This is a genomic window from Bacteroidota bacterium, from assembly GCA_030706745.1.
In the GTDB taxonomy this organism is placed as follows: Bacteria; Bacteroidota; Ignavibacteria; order Palsa-1295; family Palsa-1295; genus PALSA-1295.
This window is the reverse complement of record JAUZNX010000003.1, coordinates 71,979-91,810: the sequence shown is the minus strand read 5'-3', so window position 1 is coordinate 91,810 and position 19,832 is coordinate 71,979. Positions and strand designations below refer to the sequence as shown.

Below are 19,832 nucleotides of genomic sequence, written 5' to 3'. Positions count from 1 at the left end.
CAAGATTGCTTCGCGGACTTCGCGCAATGACTTTCTTTGAAGCTGTGTTTACCGTCCCATGGCTGACCCAGTTTTTATCCATCCCCAGGCTTTAGTTGAATCGGATCAGATCGGTGCTGGCACGCGGGTCTGGGCGTTCGCGCATGTGATGAAAGGTGCGCGTATCGGGAAAGGCTGCAATATTGGGGATCACGCTTTTGTTGAGAGTGGAGTCGTGATCGGGGACGATGTGACAATCAAGAATGGCGTAAGCGTCTGGGATGGCGTCGAACTCGGCGACCGGGTTTTCGTCGGGCCAAATGTTGCATTCACGAACGACACGCGGCCCAGGAGTAAAGTCTATCATGCCGAACCTGTTCGCACAAGCTTGCTCGAAGGCGCTTCCATTGGCGCAAACGCAACGATTTTGGCTGGCATCACAGTCGGACATTACGCCATGATTGGCGCTGGCGCAGTTGTCACTAAAGACGTTCGCAACTTCGAGCTTGTTGTCGGCTGCCCGGCGCGACATGCTGGATGGGTAAACCGCGCAGGGGATAAGGTAGCCATGCAGCCGACAGACGAATAGCGTTGATTTCACATTTGCCTGAGCGTCATTCCCGCGAAACCGGGAATCCAGTCGAGCGCTTGGTACCCGGAATCCCGCCTCCGCGGGAATGACAAAAAGAATTACATGAAAATACTAATTACTGGCGGCGCCGGCTTTATCGGTTCTCACACGGCAGATGCTCTGATCGAGCGCGGCGATGAAGTCGTATTATTAGACAATCTCTCTAAGCCAGTACATTTGAAGGGGATACCGACCTACCTTCATCCAAAAGCAAGACTGATAATCGGGGATGTTCGCGATCCAAAGGTCTTCCTCGATGCGTTGAATGGCGTTGAGAAAGTAGTCCATCTTGCTGCCTATCAGGATTATCTACCCGACTTCAGCACCTTTTTTAGCGTTAATGCTGTCGGGACTGCGCTGCTTTATGAGCTCATCGTTGCTCACAAGCTTCCAGTGAAACGAGTCGTTGTCGCTAGTTCCCAGGCAGTCAACGGTGAGGGGCTATATAAGTGCGAGCAGCATGGATTACAGGGGCCGACGGCGCGCCCGATCGGCCAACTTGAGCATGGCGATTGGGCTATGCGCTGCGCAATCTGCGGCGAGGCAATGCAGTGGCAATGGACACCTGAAAGCTTCTCGCATCCTGAGAATCAGTATGCACTCTCGAAGGAATCTCAGGAGAAAATGACACTATCTTTTGGACGCCGCTATGATATTCCCAGTGTCGCGCTTCGATATTCGATTGTCCAGGGGCCGCGACAATCTTTTTATAATGCCTATAGTGGTGCCTGTCGGATCTTTGCGCTTCATTATTATTTCCGAAAGGCGCCTACCATCTATGAAGACGGCCAGATGCATCGGGATTTCATTAACATCCATGATGTGGTCAATGCAAATCTAATGGCGCTTGAGGACGAACGAATGGTCGGCGAGCAGTTTTGCGTTGGCGGTGGACTGGCCTATACGGTATCGGAGTTCGACCGAATCGTCGCAAGGATCTCAGGGTGTGAGGATGTTCAGCCGAGCCTGCCAGGAGCGTTTCGGTTTGGTGATACTAGAAATTCTTGCTCAGATATTTCCAAGCTCAAGGCACTCGGCTGGAATCCGTCTCGACAGGTCGAAGAAAGTGTCAGAGATTATGTGGAATGGCTTCGCGAACAAGCAGATGTGGAAGACATCTTCGAGTTCGCTGAAAGGAACATGCGCTCACTGAATGTTGTCCGGCAGTCGGCCAATTGAGCCGAAATCCACAGAGAATAAATGTCCATAAGATACATTATGTAAAGTCACGAACATCAGAGGGCTTGTGGATAAGCGCGAGCCGCGGCTTATGTTCCGATTCTCTGATCCTCTATTGTAGGACTCTATGTTACATATCTTGCCGATCGCGGCTTTTCTCGACTCAAAGATTCCGGAATCGGAACGACATGACCCATCCAAAAGTTAGCTTTCCGATGTCGAAACCAGCTACAGCACCCGCCAGACCAGTTCGCGCCACACCCCGTCAGGCACCGACGCGCCAGACTCCACTCGCTCGCGCGAAAAAGCACGATGATGCGCCGACTCGAAAATTTGAAATGCCGTTCGAAGGCAAGAACATTCGCATCATTCTCTTGGGGGTTTTGGTGGTTGGACTTGGCTATTTGATCATGTGGCAGAGCCCGACGATGAGCTGGACTGCCCTGACCCTTAGTCCGATCATCCTGATAATCGGCTATTGTGTTATCATCCCTTATGGTATCCTCGCCGGCGTTCGCTCTAAAGCGTCTCGCGTTGCCATGGAAGAGTCCTCTGCCAACGGAGCGGCCTGAACCCTTCTCGGCCGCGGTCCTAATATTCTTCCAGTAGCCGGACTCGGACCTCGTTCTTCGCCGTGTCGATTTTGACTATCTCATCTCCGGCGTTGCTGACGAGATGCTCCTGGCCATTGATATCCAACACAAACACATCGCCTGCTGGCATATTCAGAACGTTTGTCACTCGCCCAATCGCAGTCCCAGAGACATCATCAATCACGTACATCCCGATTATCTCATCGTAATAGGCTCGACCTTCCGGCAACTTAGGCCGTTCTGATTCAGGGATGAACATCTCCGCACCCCTTAGGCCATCCGCTGCATCGCGGTCCTGAACCCCCTGAAACCGAATCAGCACACCACGATTCGTCGGGCGTGCTGATTCCACAATCTGCTCAGTGATGATCCCCTCGGCATTCCGGAGGAACACTCGCTTCAACTTGCCGAACCGACCCTCGTCCCACGTAAAGGACTCGATCTCCAACTCGCCCTGAAGCCCATGGGGCTTCCGGATTCGAGCAATCAGGACGTAATCGTCCGGCAATTCCGTTGTCAAATCCCGGCCGATACGGCGCTATCTGACCGGCGAAAATCCTCGCCACCTTCAGCGGCAAGCGCATTCGAACGCGGCACTTCCGCTGCCGCTTCGGCTGGGCTCTCAGAAACTAATGCTGCACTCTCCTCGACAATCGCGGCTGGTGCATTCGCGGCGGCTTCAGCAGCAGCGGCGGCGGCCAACTCGGCAGCTTCGGCGGCAGCGGCAGCCTCGACTTTCTTGCGAGCAGCTTCCGATGCCTTGCGGCGGATCTCGTCTTTCGTCCGCTGACGATCGCTCTTCGCGGCTTCGACCTTACCGTCGCGGGTCGCCTTCCAGGTGGTGAGAATCTCGCTGGCGCGCGCCGGCTCGATTTTCTTCTTCTCCAAGTGCCACTTCAGAAGGATCCCTTCCTTCGAGAGCAGCGACCGGACCGTATCCGTCGGCTGGGCACCGACGCCGAGCCAATACAGGGCGCGGTCTTCGAGGATCGTGACTTTTTCGCCTGGCTCGTTCTGCGGACGGTACTGTCCCAGAGCCTCGATAAACCGACCATCGCGGCGGGCCCGGCTATCGGCGACAACAATTTTGTAGATCGGGACTTTCTTCCGTCCCTGACGTGCGAGTCTCAGCTTTACCATGGTTCTTGCTAATTAATTGGTGTACCGGCGAATTCCATTCGCCGTTGGAGGATGTCTGCCGAGCCAATACCATGAGAGGCCTTCGCAGAGTCTCCTGTAGATGATCGATCATTCGACGACCGATCGTCCATTTCAGATGCGCCGTGTAAACAATCTACTCGCCGAATGGCTCCCTCGATTCAAATTCGGTAGTCTCCCTGAAGCGATTTCGCTAGCCGATTTTGTTCAGGTGCCCATTTCATATTTCATACTTCATATTTCATATTTTCCCTGACAACAGGTGCCCGAAGTTAAAGTAATACTTTAACTCTCTCTTTTGAGTTGTCATTTAATGAACGCCCTCTCCTCCCCAAATTTGTCTGCAATCCTGTCTCATGGACACGCTATATAATTTTATATTACGTTTTCGGAAAATATTCATGAAACAGTTACGGTGTCTCTTGGATAGCCATCTGCTTTCCATTTGCAAACAAGCCGATTTTGACCCAAATTCGTAATTCGTAATTGACAAAGAGACCCCCCTCCATCTAATATAACGTTGTTCGATACCTCCGGCATCGCATTTTTTCTATGAATACTGCAAATAATTGTAGGGACCACTCGGCAACCTCCCGCCGGCCCTTGCCTCGGAGAGGCCGCGCTGTGTAGCACGGTGCGGAAGCGCCGTGAAGCCTGCCGCGAGAGAATCCAGCCCCGTTAGGGGCGAAATATGTGCCTGCCCGCCGTGGCGGGACACATTCCGCCGTATTTTTGCCCCAATGATTGATCCTACCTTGACTCCGTTCGAAGACGCATTCCTAAAAGTCGGTGAGCTCGCCCGCCAGTTCGAAGAGCATGAGACCGAATACCTCTCGCCCAAATATCAGGAGTCTGAGGTCCGCACCGATTTCATCGACAAGTTCTTCTCCGCGCTCGGGTGGGACGTGCGGCACGAGCGGCAGACGAACCCGCGCGAGCAAGAGGTCAAAGTCGAGAAGAATCCCGACAGCAACTCATCCGGACGCCGGGCGGATTATGCGTTTCATCTCAAGCCGAACTATCGGGATACGGTATTTTTCGTTGAAGCGAAGAAGCCATCCGTATCCGTTGGCAATCCCGATTCCTATTTTCAGATCGTCCGATATGGACGAAGCGCAAAGACGCCCGTGGGCGTGCTGACCGATTTTCAGGAATTCCATATTGTCGATTGCCGGTATGAGCCGAACATCGATAAAAGCTTTCCTTCGGCGCAGATAAAGACCTTCAACTACAAGGACTTTCTCGACCGCGAACGGTTCGGAGACTTCTACTGGCTCTTCTCCCGCGAAGCGATCGAAGCAGGCAAGTTGAAGGGGTTTGCTTTGGAGTTGCCGAAGCAGCGCGGCAAAGGTGCAGCGAAACTCACACAGGAAGAAGCCCGACCCACCGACGACAAATTCCTCGACACGCTCGAAGAGTACCGTTTGAAGCTCGCAAAGGCGTTCAAGAAGGCGGACGAATCGCTCGATGCCGAATCGCTCACCGAGGCGACGCAAAAAGTTATCGACCGCCTCGTCTTCATCCGATTCCTCGAAGATCGTAATATCGAGTCGGACTACATCGTCGATCAGATAGCGGCGAAGAAAGGCGGATCGTGGAAGTCATTTATCGCGTGGAGCAAAGAACTCGACGTCAAGTACAACGGTGTCGTCTTCAAGCCGCATGATGTCGATAAGCCGACGTTCCACGCGCCGGATGAAAAAGTCTTCGCAGAGATTTGCAGCGAAATCTCGCACCACAATTCGAAGTACCTGTTCAGTTACATCCCGGTCGAACTACTCGGTTCGATTTACGAGCGGTTCTTGGGCAAGGTCGTCACCGTAACGGCCAAGCGTGCATCGATTGATTACAAACCCGAAGTCCGCAAAGCCGGCGGCGTCTATTACACGCCGAAGTATATTGTTGATTACATTGTCGAGAATACCGTCGGGAAAATCCTCAATCCCGCCCGTGTGGACGGAAGCGCTGCTTCCGTCAAGAGCTCGGAAGCAGCGCTTCCGAGCACACAGGCGGGAATCGGGCTGACCCCGAAGGAAGTCTCCAAACTCCGCTTTGCCGACATCGCTTGCGGCTCCGGCTCCTTCCTCATTGCCGTGTATGATCGGGTATTGCACCACGTCGAGTCGTGGTACAACCAGCATCCCGACGAAGCAAAGAAAGCCGGGTGCATCCAGATCGACAAAGGCGTCTATGCGCTCTCGCTCAAACAGAAGCAGCAGATTTTGCTCGATAATATCTATGGCGTCGATATCGACCCGCAGGCCGTCGAGGTCGCGCAGCTCTCGCTCTTCCTGAAATTTCTGGAGTCCGAGTCCGGCGCCGGTGCAAGCCAGCTCTCCTTCGAACGGACCAAAATTCTCCCCGATCTTTCTAAGAATATCGTCTGCGGCAACTCGCTTGTCGAGTATGACATCGAGACTCTGTTCCCTCTATCGGACGAAGAAAAGAAGCGGATCAACCCTTTTAGTTTTGAGAGTTCATTCCGTGACGTCATGCGCCATGGCGGTTTCGATGCAATCGTTGGGAATCCGCCATATAGGATGTTGCAGCCTCATAACACATCGAATGAGATGCTTGCATACCTTCGTTCGAGATTCTTTGCCGCTGATTTCAAAGTAGATTTCTTTCACCTTTTTCTTCAGCGAGCAACGCTTCTGCTCAAAAACAGAGGAAAGCTCGGCTACATCATTCCTTCGAGCATTTTGAATAATGTCTATGTCGAGAAATTGCGCAAGTGGCTCATTGAGCATTCGCTTCTGGATATTGTCGCTGTGCATCGCGAGTCAGTATTTGCCGGAGCCGATGTTCACACTGCGGTATTAGTTCTTGGCCGAGAGCAAGAAGGCATGTCGAATGGGGACAATGTCATTCGTGTCACAATAGGAGGCAACGATGACTTCCTCAATCGAACGGAGATCTATGAGCCAATCGCACAGCACCGGTTCGGTGAGTTTAGTGGCGCTGTCTGGAACGTCCTGTTGAATGAAGGGAATGCTCCGCTAATTCAAAAGATGGAGGCGAAGAGCACAAGACTTGGGACTAAGGCAAAGATAAATCGGGGTCTCATCACGGGTGATAGAGCTAAGTATTTCTCAGAAGAAAAGAAGAGTGACAAGTTCGTGCCCATTCTCGCTGGCACCGATGTAAATCGCTATTACATTCATCCATCAACCGAGTATGTCCTTTTCCAGCGACCAAAGACCTCCGGCGGTTGCTGGGATCCTGAAGTTCACTTTGCTCCGCACAAGCTTTTGATTCGACAGATCGGGATTAGACCGACGGCATCATTGCTTGAAGTGCCGACAGCGGTTACAGGCAACATCTTCACCGTCATGACAGAAGATGAGAACGAGGAGAAGTACATTCTCGCAATTCTCAATTCGAATCTTGTCAGATACTATTGGCAGACGATGTTTGCCGACTTCAAAAGCTCATTTCCACAAGTCACGATTTTCAGCCTCGCGCAGGTTCCGATTCGCAGCATTGCCACAGACGACTCCGAGAATACCTCGCTACGTATTCGACTCGTGTCTCTCGTCGATCAAATGCTCGCGACGAAGAAGCTCGCCACGGCAAGCCGCCGCGACAGCGAGCGCGAGCAGCTTCAGCGTAAGTGCGATTACTTAGACGGGGAGATTGATAAGCTGGTGTATCAGCTTTACGGGCTGACGGAGGAGGAGATTAGAATTGTGGAGGGGGAAGTGAAATGAATGCTGTGAACATCGCCCTCAAAGTGTTTGAGTTGCCATACGCGCTCAATGAATCGAAGTTGAGGAATTGGAAGTCAGAGCTATTCCGGATAAGTGACATTCAACACCATGAGATTACCGAGGACTGCGATCTCGAAACCTGGGGCTACTCTGATGCCACAGCGAGCAGGATGCTTGAATGTGAGGTTGAGGCGGATATTACCATAGGCCTTATTAACGCACCTCTGGAAGACAATTATTATATGCGACGTCTCTCAGATAATCGTGCTCTAATAAGCCTATCGGAACCGGGGCTATTCCTCCAGGCAGAACATATTGACTTTGAAAACTTCATCTTGCGAAATTTATATGAGGCGGTTCTGGCCTATAAAGCATACAAGAGTCGACTTCCAAGTGACGACCGAATCGAGATGCTTCACGAAGCCACTCGTGGCTGTCTTTTTGATTTGAGTGGGAGCATCGCAGATGTGGTGTACTCCTCCGCCAGTCCCAGTCTGTGCGAGTCATGTGCTTCGATATTGCGACGGCGCGGCATTTCCACGGATCTCATTCACGATGTAAAAAAGGAACTTCGTAAGCTGCGGCAGCAAGCTTACTACCGCTGGCGGACGCGAATTCAGGCGCATCCATATATTTCTTTGATCCTTTCAGTTCTCGTTGCCTTCGTCGTAAATCTATTAGCGGCATTCGTATTCTCATGGCTCACAACTTCCAGGTAATGCTCGCGACGAAGAAGCAGCTTGCCACCGCGCACCGCGTGTCCGAGCGCGAGCAGCTCCAGCGCAAGTGCGATTACTTGGACGGGGAGATCGACAAGCTGGTGTATCAGCTTTACGGGCTGACGGCGGAGGAGATTAGGATTGTGGAGGGGGCATCTGAACTGTGATTTATGTGAGTTGCGTGATTGAACGATGATTGGCTTTGACGCTCGTTGAGGTAATTGCCCAATCGAACGAATCACAGTTTAGACGCCAGTATCTGAACTGTGATTCGTCTGATTTGTTTGATTGGGATATGATTTCTGATGCACCGGCCTCCTTCATGCGTCAATCACTACAATCACATAAATCATAGTTCAGATGGCATCCTACATTGATCCTACGTATGTCGATAGCGAACTCACTGGCCGCATCATCGGATGTGCGATGCGGGTTCACGCAGCGCTCGGCAATGGATTTCAGGAAGTCGTGTACCAACGGTCGCTCGGCATCGAGATGCGTGATGAAGGACTCGCGTTCTCCCGCGAGCACGAGATGCCTATCTATTTTAAGGGAGAGCGCGTTGGAACGCGTCGAGTTGATTTTCTCGTGGAGCAACGCATCTCCGTGGAATTGAAAGCGCTGATCGAGTTGCAGGATGTGCATTTGGCGCAAGCGATCAACTATTTAGAAGCATACAATATCAAGACTGGACTGCTCATCAATTTCGGAGCCCGCAGCCTGCAGTTTCACCGGCTGAGTAACGCGAAGTACAAACCACGTGTCCGAACTGAGATTGCTGCTGTTGAGCACCCGATGCAGGGAGAAGCAAAGCAGTAATCATGCGCCAATCAATCCAATCACATGAATCACAGTTCTGACGCTCTTCTCGTCGATAAAATGCGCTCGACCAAGAAGCAGCGTGCCGCCACGCACCGCGATTCCGAGCGCGAGCAACTTCAGCGCAAGTGCGATTACTTGGACAGGGAGATTGTTCGGGGATCGGGGCATTCACTCGACAACCAGTCGCACCGCGCCGGCGAGTCCCAAAATTCGAATCACATACGTACCCGGCGCCTTCGGCGCATCGAACTCCATCAGGGCCGTGTCCCCTATTGCCCGTGCATCTCCTTCTCGAATTCCTTTTCGAACTCCTTCATCGCATCTTCGAACGACTTGGCGGCGCCTTCGAAAGATTTTTGCGCGCGCTCGAGTGCGCCAGACTTTTTGAGCGCATTCGCGGCAGCCTTCATCGCGGCTTTCCCTTTTTTGATTGCCTCATCGGATTGCTTGAGCGCGGAATCCGACAAGTGCAATGAGGAATCGGACCGCTTCAGCTCTTGCTGCGCGATGACCATGGCCTTGGAGGCCGCGTTCATCGCGATGTCGATGGTCTGTTTGATCTTCTGCGAGAGCTGCTCGTCGAATGCGGCAGAATCCGCGCTCGGCTTTTGTTGGGCGCTGGCCTTATTCGTATGGGCAAGCGTCAGCGTGAGCGTAAGGATGATCGCGAAGAATTTAAGACCAGATTTCATAATGTGACGATTGGTTAAGCGAATGCTAAGCGAATGCTAGAAGACATACGGAGTGTCTTGGCAGGAGGTTTCAATTGTAATGGGGCGCACCACTAAACCGAATCCCAGGGTTCCGCTCTGCTCCACCCTGGGCTATTGACCGAGGTTCCAAATCCTGAAAATCGTCCGCGTAATCGGGCGCAACCATGGTTGCGCCACCCTCAATCCGCGAAATCCAGGTTCTATTCGGGCAATTTCATACCGGCGAGCTCCCGCACTTGCTTCGACATCTTCCCTCGCGAGAGTTTCTTCATCATCTTCTGCATATCGGCAAACTGCTTGACCAGCCGGTTGACCTCTTGCACACTCGTCCCACTGCCGAGTGCAATGCGCGCGCGGCGGGGTCCGCTGAGAATATGCGGCCAGTGGCGCTCCTCTTTCGTCATCGAGTGAACAATGGCTTCGACGCGCGCAAATGATTTCTCGTCGATGTTGGCTTCGGCGAGCGCAGCGGCATTCACGCCGGGAATCATCCCCAGGATTTCCTTGAGCGAGCCCATCTTCTTGATGTGCTGAAGCTGCACCAAGAAATCATCGAATGTGAACTCGTTTTTGCGGAGCTTCTCCTCAACCTTGGCGGCTTCCTCGGCAGAGACCTGCGCTTCGGCGCGCTCGACCAGCGAGACGACATCGCCCATGCCGAGAATGCGCGAAGCCATGCGGTCCGGGTGGAATGTCTCGATCGCATCGAGCTTCTCACCGGTGGATACAAACTTGATCGGCTCTTCGACGACGGAGCGAATCGAAAGCGCCGCTCCCCCACGAGCATCGCCATCGAGCTTGGTCAGTACGATGCCATCGAATTTCAGCTTGTCGTGGAATGTCTTTGCGGTCGTGACGGCATCCTGACCAGTCATCGCATCGCATACGAACAGGATCTCGTGCGGCTTGACGCGCGACTTAATGTCGGCGACCTCCTGCATCATCACCTCATCGATCGAGAGCCGTCCTGCCGTATCGATGATGACCGTCTCGTATGCGTTCTCTCGCGCATATCGAACTCCTTGCTCCGCGATCTTGACGGCGTTCTTTTCACCATCGATCGTAAAGACTGGCACATCAATCTGTGCCCCGAGTAATTTCAATTGCTCGATAGCGGCCGGACGGTAGATGTCGGCAGCGATGAGAAGCGGCTTGCGGTTTTTGCCTTTGAGGAGATTTCCGAGCTTCGCCGTGAATGTCGTTTTGCCCGAGCCCTGCAGACCGCAAATCATGATTACGGTCGGGAAGTCCGTAGAGAACTTGATCTCCTGCGTGCTCTCACCCATCATCATCACCAGCTCATCGTAGAGGATCTTGATGAACTGCTGTTCGGGGTTGACCGAGCGCAAGACCTCCGCGCCGAGCGCTTTGGCCTGTACGTCATCGACGAATTTCTTCGCGACCTTGTAATTCACGTCGGCGTCGAGCAGCGCGCGACGAATATCGCGGGAGATTTCCGCGACATTTCCTTCGCTCAGGCGTGCCTGGCCACGGATTTTCTTGTAGAGTTCGTCGAAGCGTGAACTGAGGGATTCAAACATTATCTGTCCTGTGAAATTTTAGCGGAGCAGGAACACGAGGCACGAGGCCTTTGTGCCAGTTGCCTTTGAGACGGAGCGGCTTGGTCAATTTTTTGCAGTGACGGTGATAAGCAAAACAATACCTATCTTATGAAGCGACTTTTCATCTGCACCACCCTCTTACTGTTTCTTGCGGCCTGCACGAAGCAAGACCAGCAACTGAACTACGATTCAAGCTCGACCACAAACTCATCCTCTTCGACTCAGACCTATACTGCCCCTCCGCCAGCCCCAAGCGGTGCGGCTCCGGCTCCCTCAAAGCCGGATACGGCAGTACGTCCGGATACGCTGCATTAGGATGAGCCTCAGGTGACCATCCAAAAGAACGCAATGAGCGCCAGAATGCCGTGTGCCCACATCAGTGCCAACGGCAGTGGGCGTTTTCGTATATGATAGCCAAGAAATAGAATCAATCCGCCCAGCGTAGCGATACTGAAGAGTATCATGGCTGCGGCGAGATGGGTCGAGCGTGCACCGCCATCGGCCACGGTGGCAATGATAATCACCAACGCGACCACTGCAAAAATGCCATGCAAGACGGCAAAGCCCGTCGATGGTATCAGAGTACCGCGCAACCTCATCCATAGCATAGTAATGCCAATCATGATTGCGACTCCAAACAAATACGTCATTGGCTGAATCCTCCGATCTGGATTCTTCCAATAGCAAATCGGGTGCCCGTTACGCAGCGAACTTCGAAAGGATCAGCCCCGGAGTATCCAGGGACGCTTGCTTGAACCGACCGGACGAGACACGCTCAATCGCCGCGTGTATCTTGTTGGCGGGCAGATGATCGAGGCAGAAGTAATCGGGATTGACACACTGACCGCGAAAATAGCACATGCACCGCTTATCCGGCTGCACGATCTCGCCCAGGCCAAACAGATCGCTAAACTCGAAGGGATTGAAAATATTGTTGATGAGGACAGTCTTTTTTCGAAGCGCTAACGCGATGTGCATCCCCATTGTCACGCCGGTAACGACCAGTTCGCAGTGGTCCATCAATGCGATGAATTCCCGCAAATGGTAATACCCAATGTATTGCGCACCTCCACGAGTTGCCTTGTGGATCGCACGATTTCGTTCGTCCTCATCGGGACCGCCCAATAGCAGAACGCCCTTGCCTGAAGCCAAGATTAACTCGACAAGCTCGATCCATTGGTCCGTAGACCAGAGTCGGGATGTCCAACGCGCGCCGGCACCGGTATTAAGCCCGATGAGTGGCAATGACAGATCGAGATCAGGAAATGAAATTGGTGCTACGGCATCGAGAAGATAGGTCTCCCCGTTGTATCGATAGCCGCAAATCTCGAACAATTCGGTGAAGTAGTCCTTGCGGTTGGCAAGGCTGACATCATCGAACAGTCCGGTTAGAAACTTGGGTACGGCACGGTCATTTGCCGGCATGGCCTGCGCAAAACTGCCATTAATAAAGCCTTCCTTGCGATCGGCTGTTAGTCGTGTGGCTAAGGCGCACGCATGGGCATCTTTGTCGAGATTAATGAGCCGTGCAAAATGAATTCCATCGAGCGTTTGAAGGCTCTCTGTGCTCCATTTTAGAATGCGATCGACGTGACTTCCCGGGACGAGCTCGGGCGATTGAGTCAGCCACCAAATCCGAGCATTCGGGTGCTCCAACTTCAGAGGATGCAACAACGGAGTTGTACGAAGCACATCGCCAGCCGCGCCAAGCTTGATGATCAGGACGTTCTCACTGACCGGATCATAGTAAGCGCATCCTTCGCAGTGCACTCCCTCTCGTTTATTGGGAGCACACGGAATATCACCGCGAAAGTGGCGGCAATCTGCATGATACAGCATGGCCTCAGGCATGGACTGGGATAGGACGAAAGGGTTGGATAGGTCCTATTTATACGCTATACCTGTCTATCCCGTGAACCCTCGCGGGACCGCTCACGATTGCCACCGGAGCGTGGCGAACGTCCGGGGATGCGGCCCATACGAGCGACACGCGAAGCGCGGCGCTCTTGCGCCTCGGCAGAGGGTCGTCCCTTCTGCTTCTGGTAGCCGCTTCCGCCACCCCGCACAAAAGAGTTCTTGACGATCATCTCCCCAAGCAGACCAAGCGATACTAATTGGACACCAACCAGAATCAGCAGCACGCCAAGAAGCAATGCCGGTCGATTTGAGAGTGGAATGCCGCCAACAAATTTATCGTAGGTAACCCAGGCATCGATCACGAGTCCGGCAAAACCAAGCAAGGTCCCGACCGTACCAAACAAATGCAAGGGCCGACGGCCATAGCGGTTCGTAAAGACGATCGTGATCAAATCGAGGAAGCCCTTGAAGAAACGGCTTGAGCCGAACTTAGACTTACCAAATTTGCGTGGATGATGGACTACCGGAATCTCCGTCACGCGGAATCCCTGCCAATAAGCGAGTGCCGGCAAATAGCGGTGCATCTCGCCATAGACGCTGAGACTATCCGTTACTTCCTTGCGGTATGCCTTCAGCCCACAATTGAAATCATGGAGCTTGATCCCGCTGAACAGGCTCGTGATCGTATTGAAGAATTTGCTCGGTCCGGTCTTGGTCATCGGATCGTGCCGCTTCTTCTTCCATCCGCTGATGAGATCGTAGCCTTCGGCAAGCTTTGCGATCAAATTGACAAATTCGCGCGGATCATCCTGAAGGTCTGCGTCCATTGTAATGACGATCCCATACTGCGCTTCAGCAAATCCTGCGGCCAGGGCGGCGGACTTCCCAAGATTTCGGCGGAAGGAAAGAACCGTAACCCGCGAACTGGTCGCCAGAATATCTTCTAAAATTTCACCCGAGCGATCTGTGGATCCATCATTAATGTAGAGAATCTCATAGCGGGCTCCGGCAAGGCGCAGCAACTGCTGTTTGAGTGCCGCAGTGAGCTCACGCAAAGAATCCTGTTCGTTGTAGAGCGGAATGACGACCGAAATTCCGGTCTTGTTGGCGAGTGCACGAGCCGACTCGAAGGTCCGTTCGGTCTGCTTCGGCTCACCACCCGCAAGCTCTGCGATCGCCGGTTTCGGTTCGATTGAACGCTGTTGACGAACTGGCTCCTCGCGGCGCTGCCGTTCGGGGCGCTCCTCACGGGTCCGGGGTTCGATGCCTCGTGGTTCAATCGTACGCTGCGGTCGTTCCTCACGCCCACGAGGCTCCCGAGTACGCTCTTCTCTTGGAACGCGTTCTTCTCTTGGGGCCCGCTCTTCACGAGGCGTGCGTTCTTCTCTCGGGGAGCGCTCTTCGCGAGGCCCACGGTCCTCTCGTGCAGCCCGCTCAGGACGCGGTCCACGATCTTGTCGCGAACGGCCCTCCCGAGGCTCACGAGTTTCCTCCCGCGCTTCTCGTGGCTGTTCGATCGGTTCGCGCCGTTCGGCGCGAACAAGTTTTGGCATCGGTTCCGGCACCGAAGTCTCCTCCAATTGCTCGGGCATTTCGCTTTCGCCGATGGCATGCTCCTCCTCGACAATTGGGCGCGCAGGACGCTGAGCACCGGCCCGCCGGAGTTCCGCTCGCTCTAATTGGCGAAGACGGGCCCGCTCGCGGCTGGATGAAAGTGCATCTTGCTGGGACGAAGTCTCGGGTTTGATTTCCTGCGCGCGCGTCGCAGCTTCAATTTCTTCCGGTATATTTCCTTCTGGGACTTTGGCGAGTGTCTCAGCCTCGGACAGTGGAATCTCTGGTACTCTTGTCCGCTCCACATCGGAAGAGTGCGCCATTGGGCTTCGGCCCTCACTTGGACGCGTGGCTGAACTCGGCCGGCCTTGCCGCGCGAGACGCTCTGCAATGATATCGCGGTAGCTACTGGCAGTCGCGGCGGGAGCCGGAGATTTCGAAGGGATCGGTTCAGTCGAGGGATCGTCGCGAAGTTCGGTGCCCACCGGTCGTCCCGCAAGGTCCATCGGAGCCGGCGGATTTCCGGTATTGGCGTCTGAGGTGGATGATGTCAACGAAGTCTGGAGCATGGGATCACGATGCTCGGTAGCGGTTTCCGTTGGATTTACCGTCTGGTTGTCTTCAGGCATATTCTCTTTTTAACGCGTGCCCTCATCACTGCGGCATTCAATGGCCGGAGAGGCAAGCTTGTCTATTGAAAGTGCTTCTGGATTGAAGCCATAAACATAGTAAACCAAAAAACGCGAACATTAATTGTCCTAATCGGAAATTTTGTCTGATGGTGGCGGTGGCGGAGTATATTCCACTATGATCTGGTGTTCTGAGTCCCGATGAAATCGCTTTTGCGTCTAATTCCCTATTTCAGTCGATACCGAGCGATGTACCTAAAGGGCTTCGTTCTGGTAGCAATCTCGAGCGCGGCCCAAGTCGCGTGGCCACACTTTTTTGGCACTGCGATCAATGATCTGACGAGCGGCAAGGCAACAGCCTCAACGCTGTTGGTGCAGGCGTTATATATCGTCGGGTTCGCATTTATCAGCGGATTTTTCTACTATTTAGTCCGGCAGAATATCATTGTTGCGAGCCGGCACATCGAGTACGACATCCGCAATGACTTGCTTGCACATGTCGAACGGCTTTCGATGCGGTTTTTTCAGAACACTCCGCAGGGTGAACTCATGGCCTATTCAACGAACGATGTCGAGGCTGTCCGCTTCTTTGTCGGTCCGAGCATCATGTATTCCGCCGACACGCTTGCAACGTTCATCGCGATCTTTGGCTATATGCTGGCCCTTTCGCCGACACTCGCCTTGCTGACAGTTCTGCCGTTGCCATTGATGTCTGTCGCGGTCTATTTTATTGGCCGCAAAGTTCATCCCTTGTTCGACGCCGTCCAGGCTCATTTTGCGGATCTGACAGCACGAACGACCGAGAGCATTAGCGGAATGCGCGTTGTGCGCGCCTACGTCCGTGAGCGATATGAAGAAGGCGTATTCAATGCGCTGGCAACCGGGTACTATGACAAGAATATGCGATTGGTGCGTACTCAGGGCCTCATGCAGCCGATCATTTTCGCCTTCATGGGCCTTTCGACCGTGATACTGCTCCTCTTGGGTGGCCGCATGATCATGCACCACACCCTCTCGATTGGAGTGCTGTCTCAATTCGTAATTTATCTTGGAATGTTGACCTGGCCGTTTATCGCACTCGGTTGGGTCACCAACATGGTGCAACGTGCGGCGGCCAGCATGGCGCGACTCATCAAATTATTCGAGACCGAACCCGATATTAAGAACTCCGATCGAACCGACATGCGGATTACGTCGCTCTCAGGCGCGATCGAGTTTAGGAACGTTGGTTTCCGCTACCGCCCCGAATTGCCAGCCGTACTCGAAGATGTGTCATTGCGGATCGAGCAGGGTAGCACACTGGCGATCATTGGCAGAACTGGCAGCGGGAAGACCACCCTGGTCGATCTGCTTGCGAGGCTGTATGATCCCACAACCGGCTCGATCACAGTCGATGGCCACGAACTCAGAACAATCCCACTCGAAGTGCTTCGCGGATCGATCGGATTCGTTACCCAGGAGCCATTCCTCTTTTCCGAGACCATTGAGGAGAACATCGGATTTGGCATCGCGGGAGATGCCCACCCAGTCCATGCACGCGCGCAGGATGCAGCCAAGGCAGCGGATATCTATGACAATATCATGGAGTTTCCCGAGCAATTCCAGACGATGCTCGGCGAACGTGGCATTACTCTATCCGGTGGTCAAAAGCAGCGCACGGCGATTGCTCGCGCCATCGCGCGCAACCCACGCATCCTCATTCTGGATGATGCAATGTCGGCAGTTGATACTGCCACAGAAGAGCGGATTCTTTCTAATCTTCGGGCCGAGCCCATTCCCCGCACTACGGTATTGATCAGCCATCGAACCTCAACGGCGAAGGAGGCGGATCTCATTGTTGTGATCGAGCACGGCCGCATCGTCGAGCGCGGTACACATGCCGAATTGCTTGAGTTCGGAGGACACTATTACGATCTCTACCGCCGTCAGCTTCTGGAGGAATCGCTGGAAACGGCCTAACTTCTTAGAAGTATACAACTGCAACCAGACCAAGCCAGACGACAAACATAGCGACCACGAACGACGCCAGGTGCATCAAGCTGACCCCGGAACGCGTATACTGTTTCCAGCGAAGCATCCCCCGATATTTGACTGCAATATATGATGCGGATGCGGCAATGTGAACGTAATAGACCGCAGTCACGATCAAGAATAGTATGCCGAATGCGCTTCGCATCGGAACGCCTGATGCGAGATAGAAGCGCCACTGCACGACACCGATAGCCAGAGTCGCAAGTAAAAAAAGCAACGCAGCTGCGAGGCTCGCTCGCATTAGTCCCAGGGAATTTCTATTTTGCGCCCGTACGGTAAGTACGAGCAGCAAACTCGCAATCAATAGACAACTCGAACCCGATTCAGCTACTCGGAGATCGAGTATAACGAGATCCGGCGGCGGCCAACTGGCTGCGCCTTCTCGCAGAACATAGAACGCGCCAATCAGCCCGGAAAAGAGCATCAAGTCGAGTGCTAGCCCGATGAAAAAAACAAACCGGCTGTTATCGACCAGTGGTCTGCCGCCATTAATCCGCGCCACGAATCCTGACTCTTCGAAGAGTGTGTCTGACATGACCATGTCCCCTGCAATACGCCGGCACGGATCACACTTTGTCGAGCACGATCAGCGCCAGAACAACCGGCAAATACACGATCGAAGCCAGTAAGAGCTGCTTCGCGGACGCATTGGTCCGTGATTTCGCCGTCCGAAGAGCCTGGAGTGCGAATAGAATGCCAGCGAGGAGTGCACCAACGAAGTAAACCGGGCCGGTCAGTCGAAGCAATGATGGCAGCAAACTGACGGGAATCAGTACCAGTGAGTAACTAACTGCTTGAAATGCGGCCCGTGTCCCTTCGGGATCGATCACCGTGAGCATGGGGAATCCGGCTCGGGCATAATCCTTGCGGTACATCCAGGCAATTGCGAGAAAATGTGGAATTTGCCAGAGAAAGAGAATCGCAAATAGCACCCAGCCAGCTAATCCAATTTCACCGCGAGCCGCTGCCCAGCCTATGAGAATTGGCACGGCGCCCGGCACAGCGCCAATCAGCGTCGAGAGATGCGTCTTTTTCTTTAGCGGGGTATAAACGAAGAGGTAGCCGGCCAGGCAAATAATTGCGAGCAGACCCGGCAAGGCACCAGCAAATGCGAGGAGGTAGATGGCCCCGATAAGCGACGTGGCAATCCCAAAAGTGAGTCCACTCAGAAGCGAGATCCGACCGGATGGCAGCGGGCGATTTTCAGTCCGCCGCATACGGCTGTCCGCATCCACTTCGAGAACTTGGTTCAGTGCTCCCCCGCCACAAGTCACCAGACCTGTACCGATGAGTGTATGAATAAAGAGGATTGTATTAAAATCTCGCGAAGCCAGCCAGAATGATGCAGCCGTCGTGAGCAAAGAATAGAATCCAATCCCAGGTTTGGAGAGATCGTAGAAATCACGAAAGAGTTGGCGCCAATCAAAATGATCGCCAAGCGCAGTGGGTGGAGTTCGGAGTGCGGAGTCCATATCAACTTTGGGTGGCAGGTACAAACTCAGCGTTGCGTTCGGCTATGCTTTCGGCTTCTTGGTTGACCGGCGCCGAGTACCAATGCCGACTGAGCAACATGATATAGAACATTGTACCCAGGATGGCCGCGCCGCAGGAGACGTGAAGTGTCGTCGGCGTTACGGCCTTGCTGGTCCAAATGACAATAGCACCGAGCACGATCTGGATGCCGAGAAGAAATACTCCGAACATCATCGCCTTGGCAAGTGACTTTTCCTTCGCATGAAATCGGAACACAGCCCGCGCCGATGCAAACATCAATAGCGTGACTACGACGGCCCATACGCGGTGCGTAAAGTTAATCGCAACTCCAAACGATGTGAAGTCTGGAATCAGACTTCCATTCGGAGCGAGCGGAAGTGTAGGAATGGCAAGACCTGACGCTGTATGCCGCATTACGGCTCCAATAAGCAACTGAATAAAGACCGCGATCACGGTCAGCAGCGAGAGCGTTCGAATACCAAATCGTGCGCGGTCCACTCGCTTTGGTCGAATCACATTCCAGCGTTTGCCGGACACGATCCCTATTGCGAGGGTAAGACAAAAGACGGCCTGACCGAGCCCGGCATGCGCGCTTGAAATCGTAGCCGGGAGATAGTATAATACCGTCATTCCGCCAAGAATCCCCTGCAATACAACTCCTGCCAGTGCATACCAAGAAAGTCTGCGACTCACCGAGGTGCTCGAGTCCCGTGACACGTGATCCATCTTGCTCGAAACCAATGCGCTAACGATGTAGAGCAAAACAACGAGACAAAAGGCAAGCGGAATTGCCGCCGCAAACGCAATTCCCGGAAGACCAGTCCCAAGAGCTTCCGTGGCAAGATCGAAGAAGCTTATGATTAGGTAGACCGCCCCAACAGCGGCAGCGCTCCAAAGTAGACGCTTCCATAGACCCCTGAAATCAAACTGCCAGATCAGCGCCTGGACGAGAATGAGATAACCGACAAACGTCGCGAACAAGCGGTGAGTATGCTCGAAAAAAATGCCGCCAATCCAGTCTTTGATCGGGAATGTGAACATACTAGAACCGAAGCTCGTCGGCCAGTCCGGCACCGAAAGTCCCGCCTGGTGGCTCGTTACGAGTCCACCAATAAATAGCAGCAAGAAGCAGAGTGCGGAGATGACAACCGCAAAGAAATGGAGAAGGCGATTGGATAGATAGAGGTTCATAATGTGCGCA

At 53.5% G+C, this 19,832-nt stretch carries 19 protein-coding genes; 8 read left to right on the top strand and 11 right to left on the bottom strand.

The features are described from left to right. Positions 1-58 precede the first annotated feature (58 nt). From Q8902_05155 to Q8902_05145, 3 genes are all read left to right on the top strand, one after another. The gene (locus Q8902_05155) at positions 59-568 is read left to right on the top strand and encodes an acyltransferase (GenBank protein ID MDP4198942.1); all 510 of its coding nucleotides are present in this window, start codon (positions 59-61) and stop codon (positions 566-568) included. Positions 569-673: 105 nt separating this feature from the next. Beyond that, positions 674-1,789: an NAD-dependent epimerase/dehydratase family protein gene (locus Q8902_05150; protein ID MDP4198941.1), complete on the top strand. Its 1,116-nt coding sequence runs from the start codon at positions 674-676 to the stop codon at positions 1,787-1,789. Between the two features lie 188 nt (positions 1,790-1,977). Beyond that, the gene (locus Q8902_05145) at positions 1,978-2,361 is read left to right on the top strand and encodes a hypothetical protein (protein ID MDP4198940.1); all 384 of its coding nucleotides are present in this window, start codon (positions 1,978-1,980) and stop codon (positions 2,359-2,361) included. Positions 2,362-2,380: 19 nt separating this feature from the next. On the opposite strand, the gene rimM is transcribed toward Q8902_05145, so the two are convergent. Then, positions 2,381-2,902, bottom strand: a complete 522-nt coding sequence (gene rimM, locus Q8902_05140) for a ribosome maturation factor RimM (protein MDP4198939.1) — start codon at positions 2,900-2,902, stop codon at positions 2,381-2,383. Then, a complete protein-coding gene (rpsP, locus tag Q8902_05135) occupies positions 2,899-3,522 on the bottom strand; it encodes a 30S ribosomal protein S16 (GenBank protein MDP4198938.1) in 624 nt (207 codons plus the stop codon). The genes rimM and rpsP overlap by 4 nt, the downstream gene beginning before the upstream one ends. A gap of 758 nt (positions 3,523-4,280) precedes the next feature. Here rpsP and Q8902_05130 point away from each other — a divergent pair. The 3 genes from Q8902_05130 to Q8902_05120 all read left to right on the top strand — a co-directional run bounded on the left by Q8902_05130 (position 4,281) and on the right by Q8902_05120 (position 8,788). Next, positions 4,281-7,250 (top strand): TaqI-like C-terminal specificity domain-containing protein, encoded by a 2,970-nt coding sequence (locus Q8902_05130; GenBank protein MDP4198937.1) that lies wholly within the window; start codon positions 4,281-4,283, stop codon positions 7,248-7,250. Between the two features lie 697 nt (positions 7,251-7,947). Continuing rightward, complete coding sequence (locus tag Q8902_05125) at positions 7,948-8,136, top strand: hypothetical protein (protein ID MDP4198936.1); 189 nt, start codon at positions 7,948-7,950, stop codon at positions 8,134-8,136. A gap of 193 nt (positions 8,137-8,329) precedes the next feature. Further along, positions 8,330-8,788: a GxxExxY protein gene (locus Q8902_05120; protein ID MDP4198935.1), complete on the top strand. Its 459-nt coding sequence runs from the start codon at positions 8,330-8,332 to the stop codon at positions 8,786-8,788. Here the strand turns inward: Q8902_05120 and Q8902_05115 are convergent, their stop codons facing one another. The 3 genes from Q8902_05115 to ffh all read right to left on the bottom strand — a co-directional run bounded on the left by Q8902_05115 (position 8,789) and on the right by ffh (position 11,045). Next, a complete protein-coding gene (locus Q8902_05115; protein MDP4198934.1) occupies positions 8,789-8,959 on the bottom strand; it encodes a hypothetical protein in 171 nt (56 codons plus the stop codon). It abuts the gene before it with no gap. A gap of 101 nt (positions 8,960-9,060) precedes the next feature. Continuing rightward, entirely contained in the window at positions 9,061-9,483 is a 423-nt protein-coding gene (locus Q8902_05110; protein ID MDP4198933.1) for a hypothetical protein, read from the bottom strand. 221 nt (positions 9,484-9,704) lie between these two features. Continuing rightward, on the bottom strand, positions 9,705-11,045 hold the full coding sequence (gene ffh, locus Q8902_05105; GenBank protein ID MDP4198932.1) for a signal recognition particle protein: 1,341 nt from the start codon (positions 11,043-11,045) through the stop codon (positions 9,705-9,707). Positions 11,046-11,174: 129 nt separating this feature from the next. Between ffh and Q8902_05100 the strand changes: the two genes are divergently transcribed. Further along, positions 11,175-11,381, top strand: coding sequence for a hypothetical protein (locus tag Q8902_05100; protein ID MDP4198931.1), 207 nt, complete (start codon positions 11,175-11,177; stop codon positions 11,379-11,381). Between the two features lie 8 nt (positions 11,382-11,389). Here Q8902_05100 and Q8902_05095 read toward each other — a convergent pair whose 3' ends face one another. The 3 genes from Q8902_05095 to Q8902_05085 are packed head-to-tail and all read right to left on the bottom strand — an operon-like array spanning position 11,390 to position 15,106. Next, positions 11,390-11,716 carry a hypothetical protein gene (locus Q8902_05095; GenBank protein ID MDP4198930.1) on the bottom strand — a complete coding sequence of 109 codons (327 nt, stop codon included), beginning with the start codon at positions 11,714-11,716 and terminating at the stop codon, positions 11,390-11,392. Between the two features lie 49 nt (positions 11,717-11,765). Next, entirely contained in the window at positions 11,766-12,917 is a 1,152-nt protein-coding gene (locus Q8902_05090) for a glycosyltransferase family 9 protein (protein ID MDP4198929.1), read from the bottom strand. Positions 12,918-12,961: 44 nt separating this feature from the next. Next, positions 12,962-15,106, bottom strand: a complete 2,145-nt coding sequence (locus Q8902_05085) for a glycosyltransferase (protein MDP4198928.1) — start codon at positions 15,104-15,106, stop codon at positions 12,962-12,964. Between the two features lie 201 nt (positions 15,107-15,307). Between Q8902_05085 and Q8902_05080 the strand changes: the two genes are divergently transcribed. Further along, positions 15,308-17,065: an ABC transporter ATP-binding protein gene (locus tag Q8902_05080; GenBank protein MDP4198927.1), complete on the top strand. Its 1,758-nt coding sequence runs from the start codon at positions 15,308-15,310 to the stop codon at positions 17,063-17,065. A gap of 4 nt (positions 17,066-17,069) precedes the next feature. Here the strand turns inward: Q8902_05080 and Q8902_05075 are convergent, their stop codons facing one another. From Q8902_05075 to Q8902_05065, 3 genes are read right to left on the bottom strand one after another with little or no spacing between them, the layout of a single operon-like run. Then, the gene (locus Q8902_05075; protein MDP4198926.1) at positions 17,070-17,672 is read right to left on the bottom strand and encodes a hypothetical protein; all 603 of its coding nucleotides are present in this window, start codon (positions 17,670-17,672) and stop codon (positions 17,070-17,072) included. A gap of 31 nt (positions 17,673-17,703) precedes the next feature. Further along, the gene (gene cyoE / locus Q8902_05070; GenBank protein ID MDP4198925.1) at positions 17,704-18,609 is read right to left on the bottom strand and encodes a heme o synthase; all 906 of its coding nucleotides are present in this window, start codon (positions 18,607-18,609) and stop codon (positions 17,704-17,706) included. Position 18,610: 1 nt separating this feature from the next. Further along, positions 18,611-19,822: a COX15/CtaA family protein gene (locus Q8902_05065; GenBank protein MDP4198924.1), complete on the bottom strand. Its 1,212-nt coding sequence runs from the start codon at positions 19,820-19,822 to the stop codon at positions 18,611-18,613. Positions 19,823-19,832 lie beyond the last annotated feature (10 nt).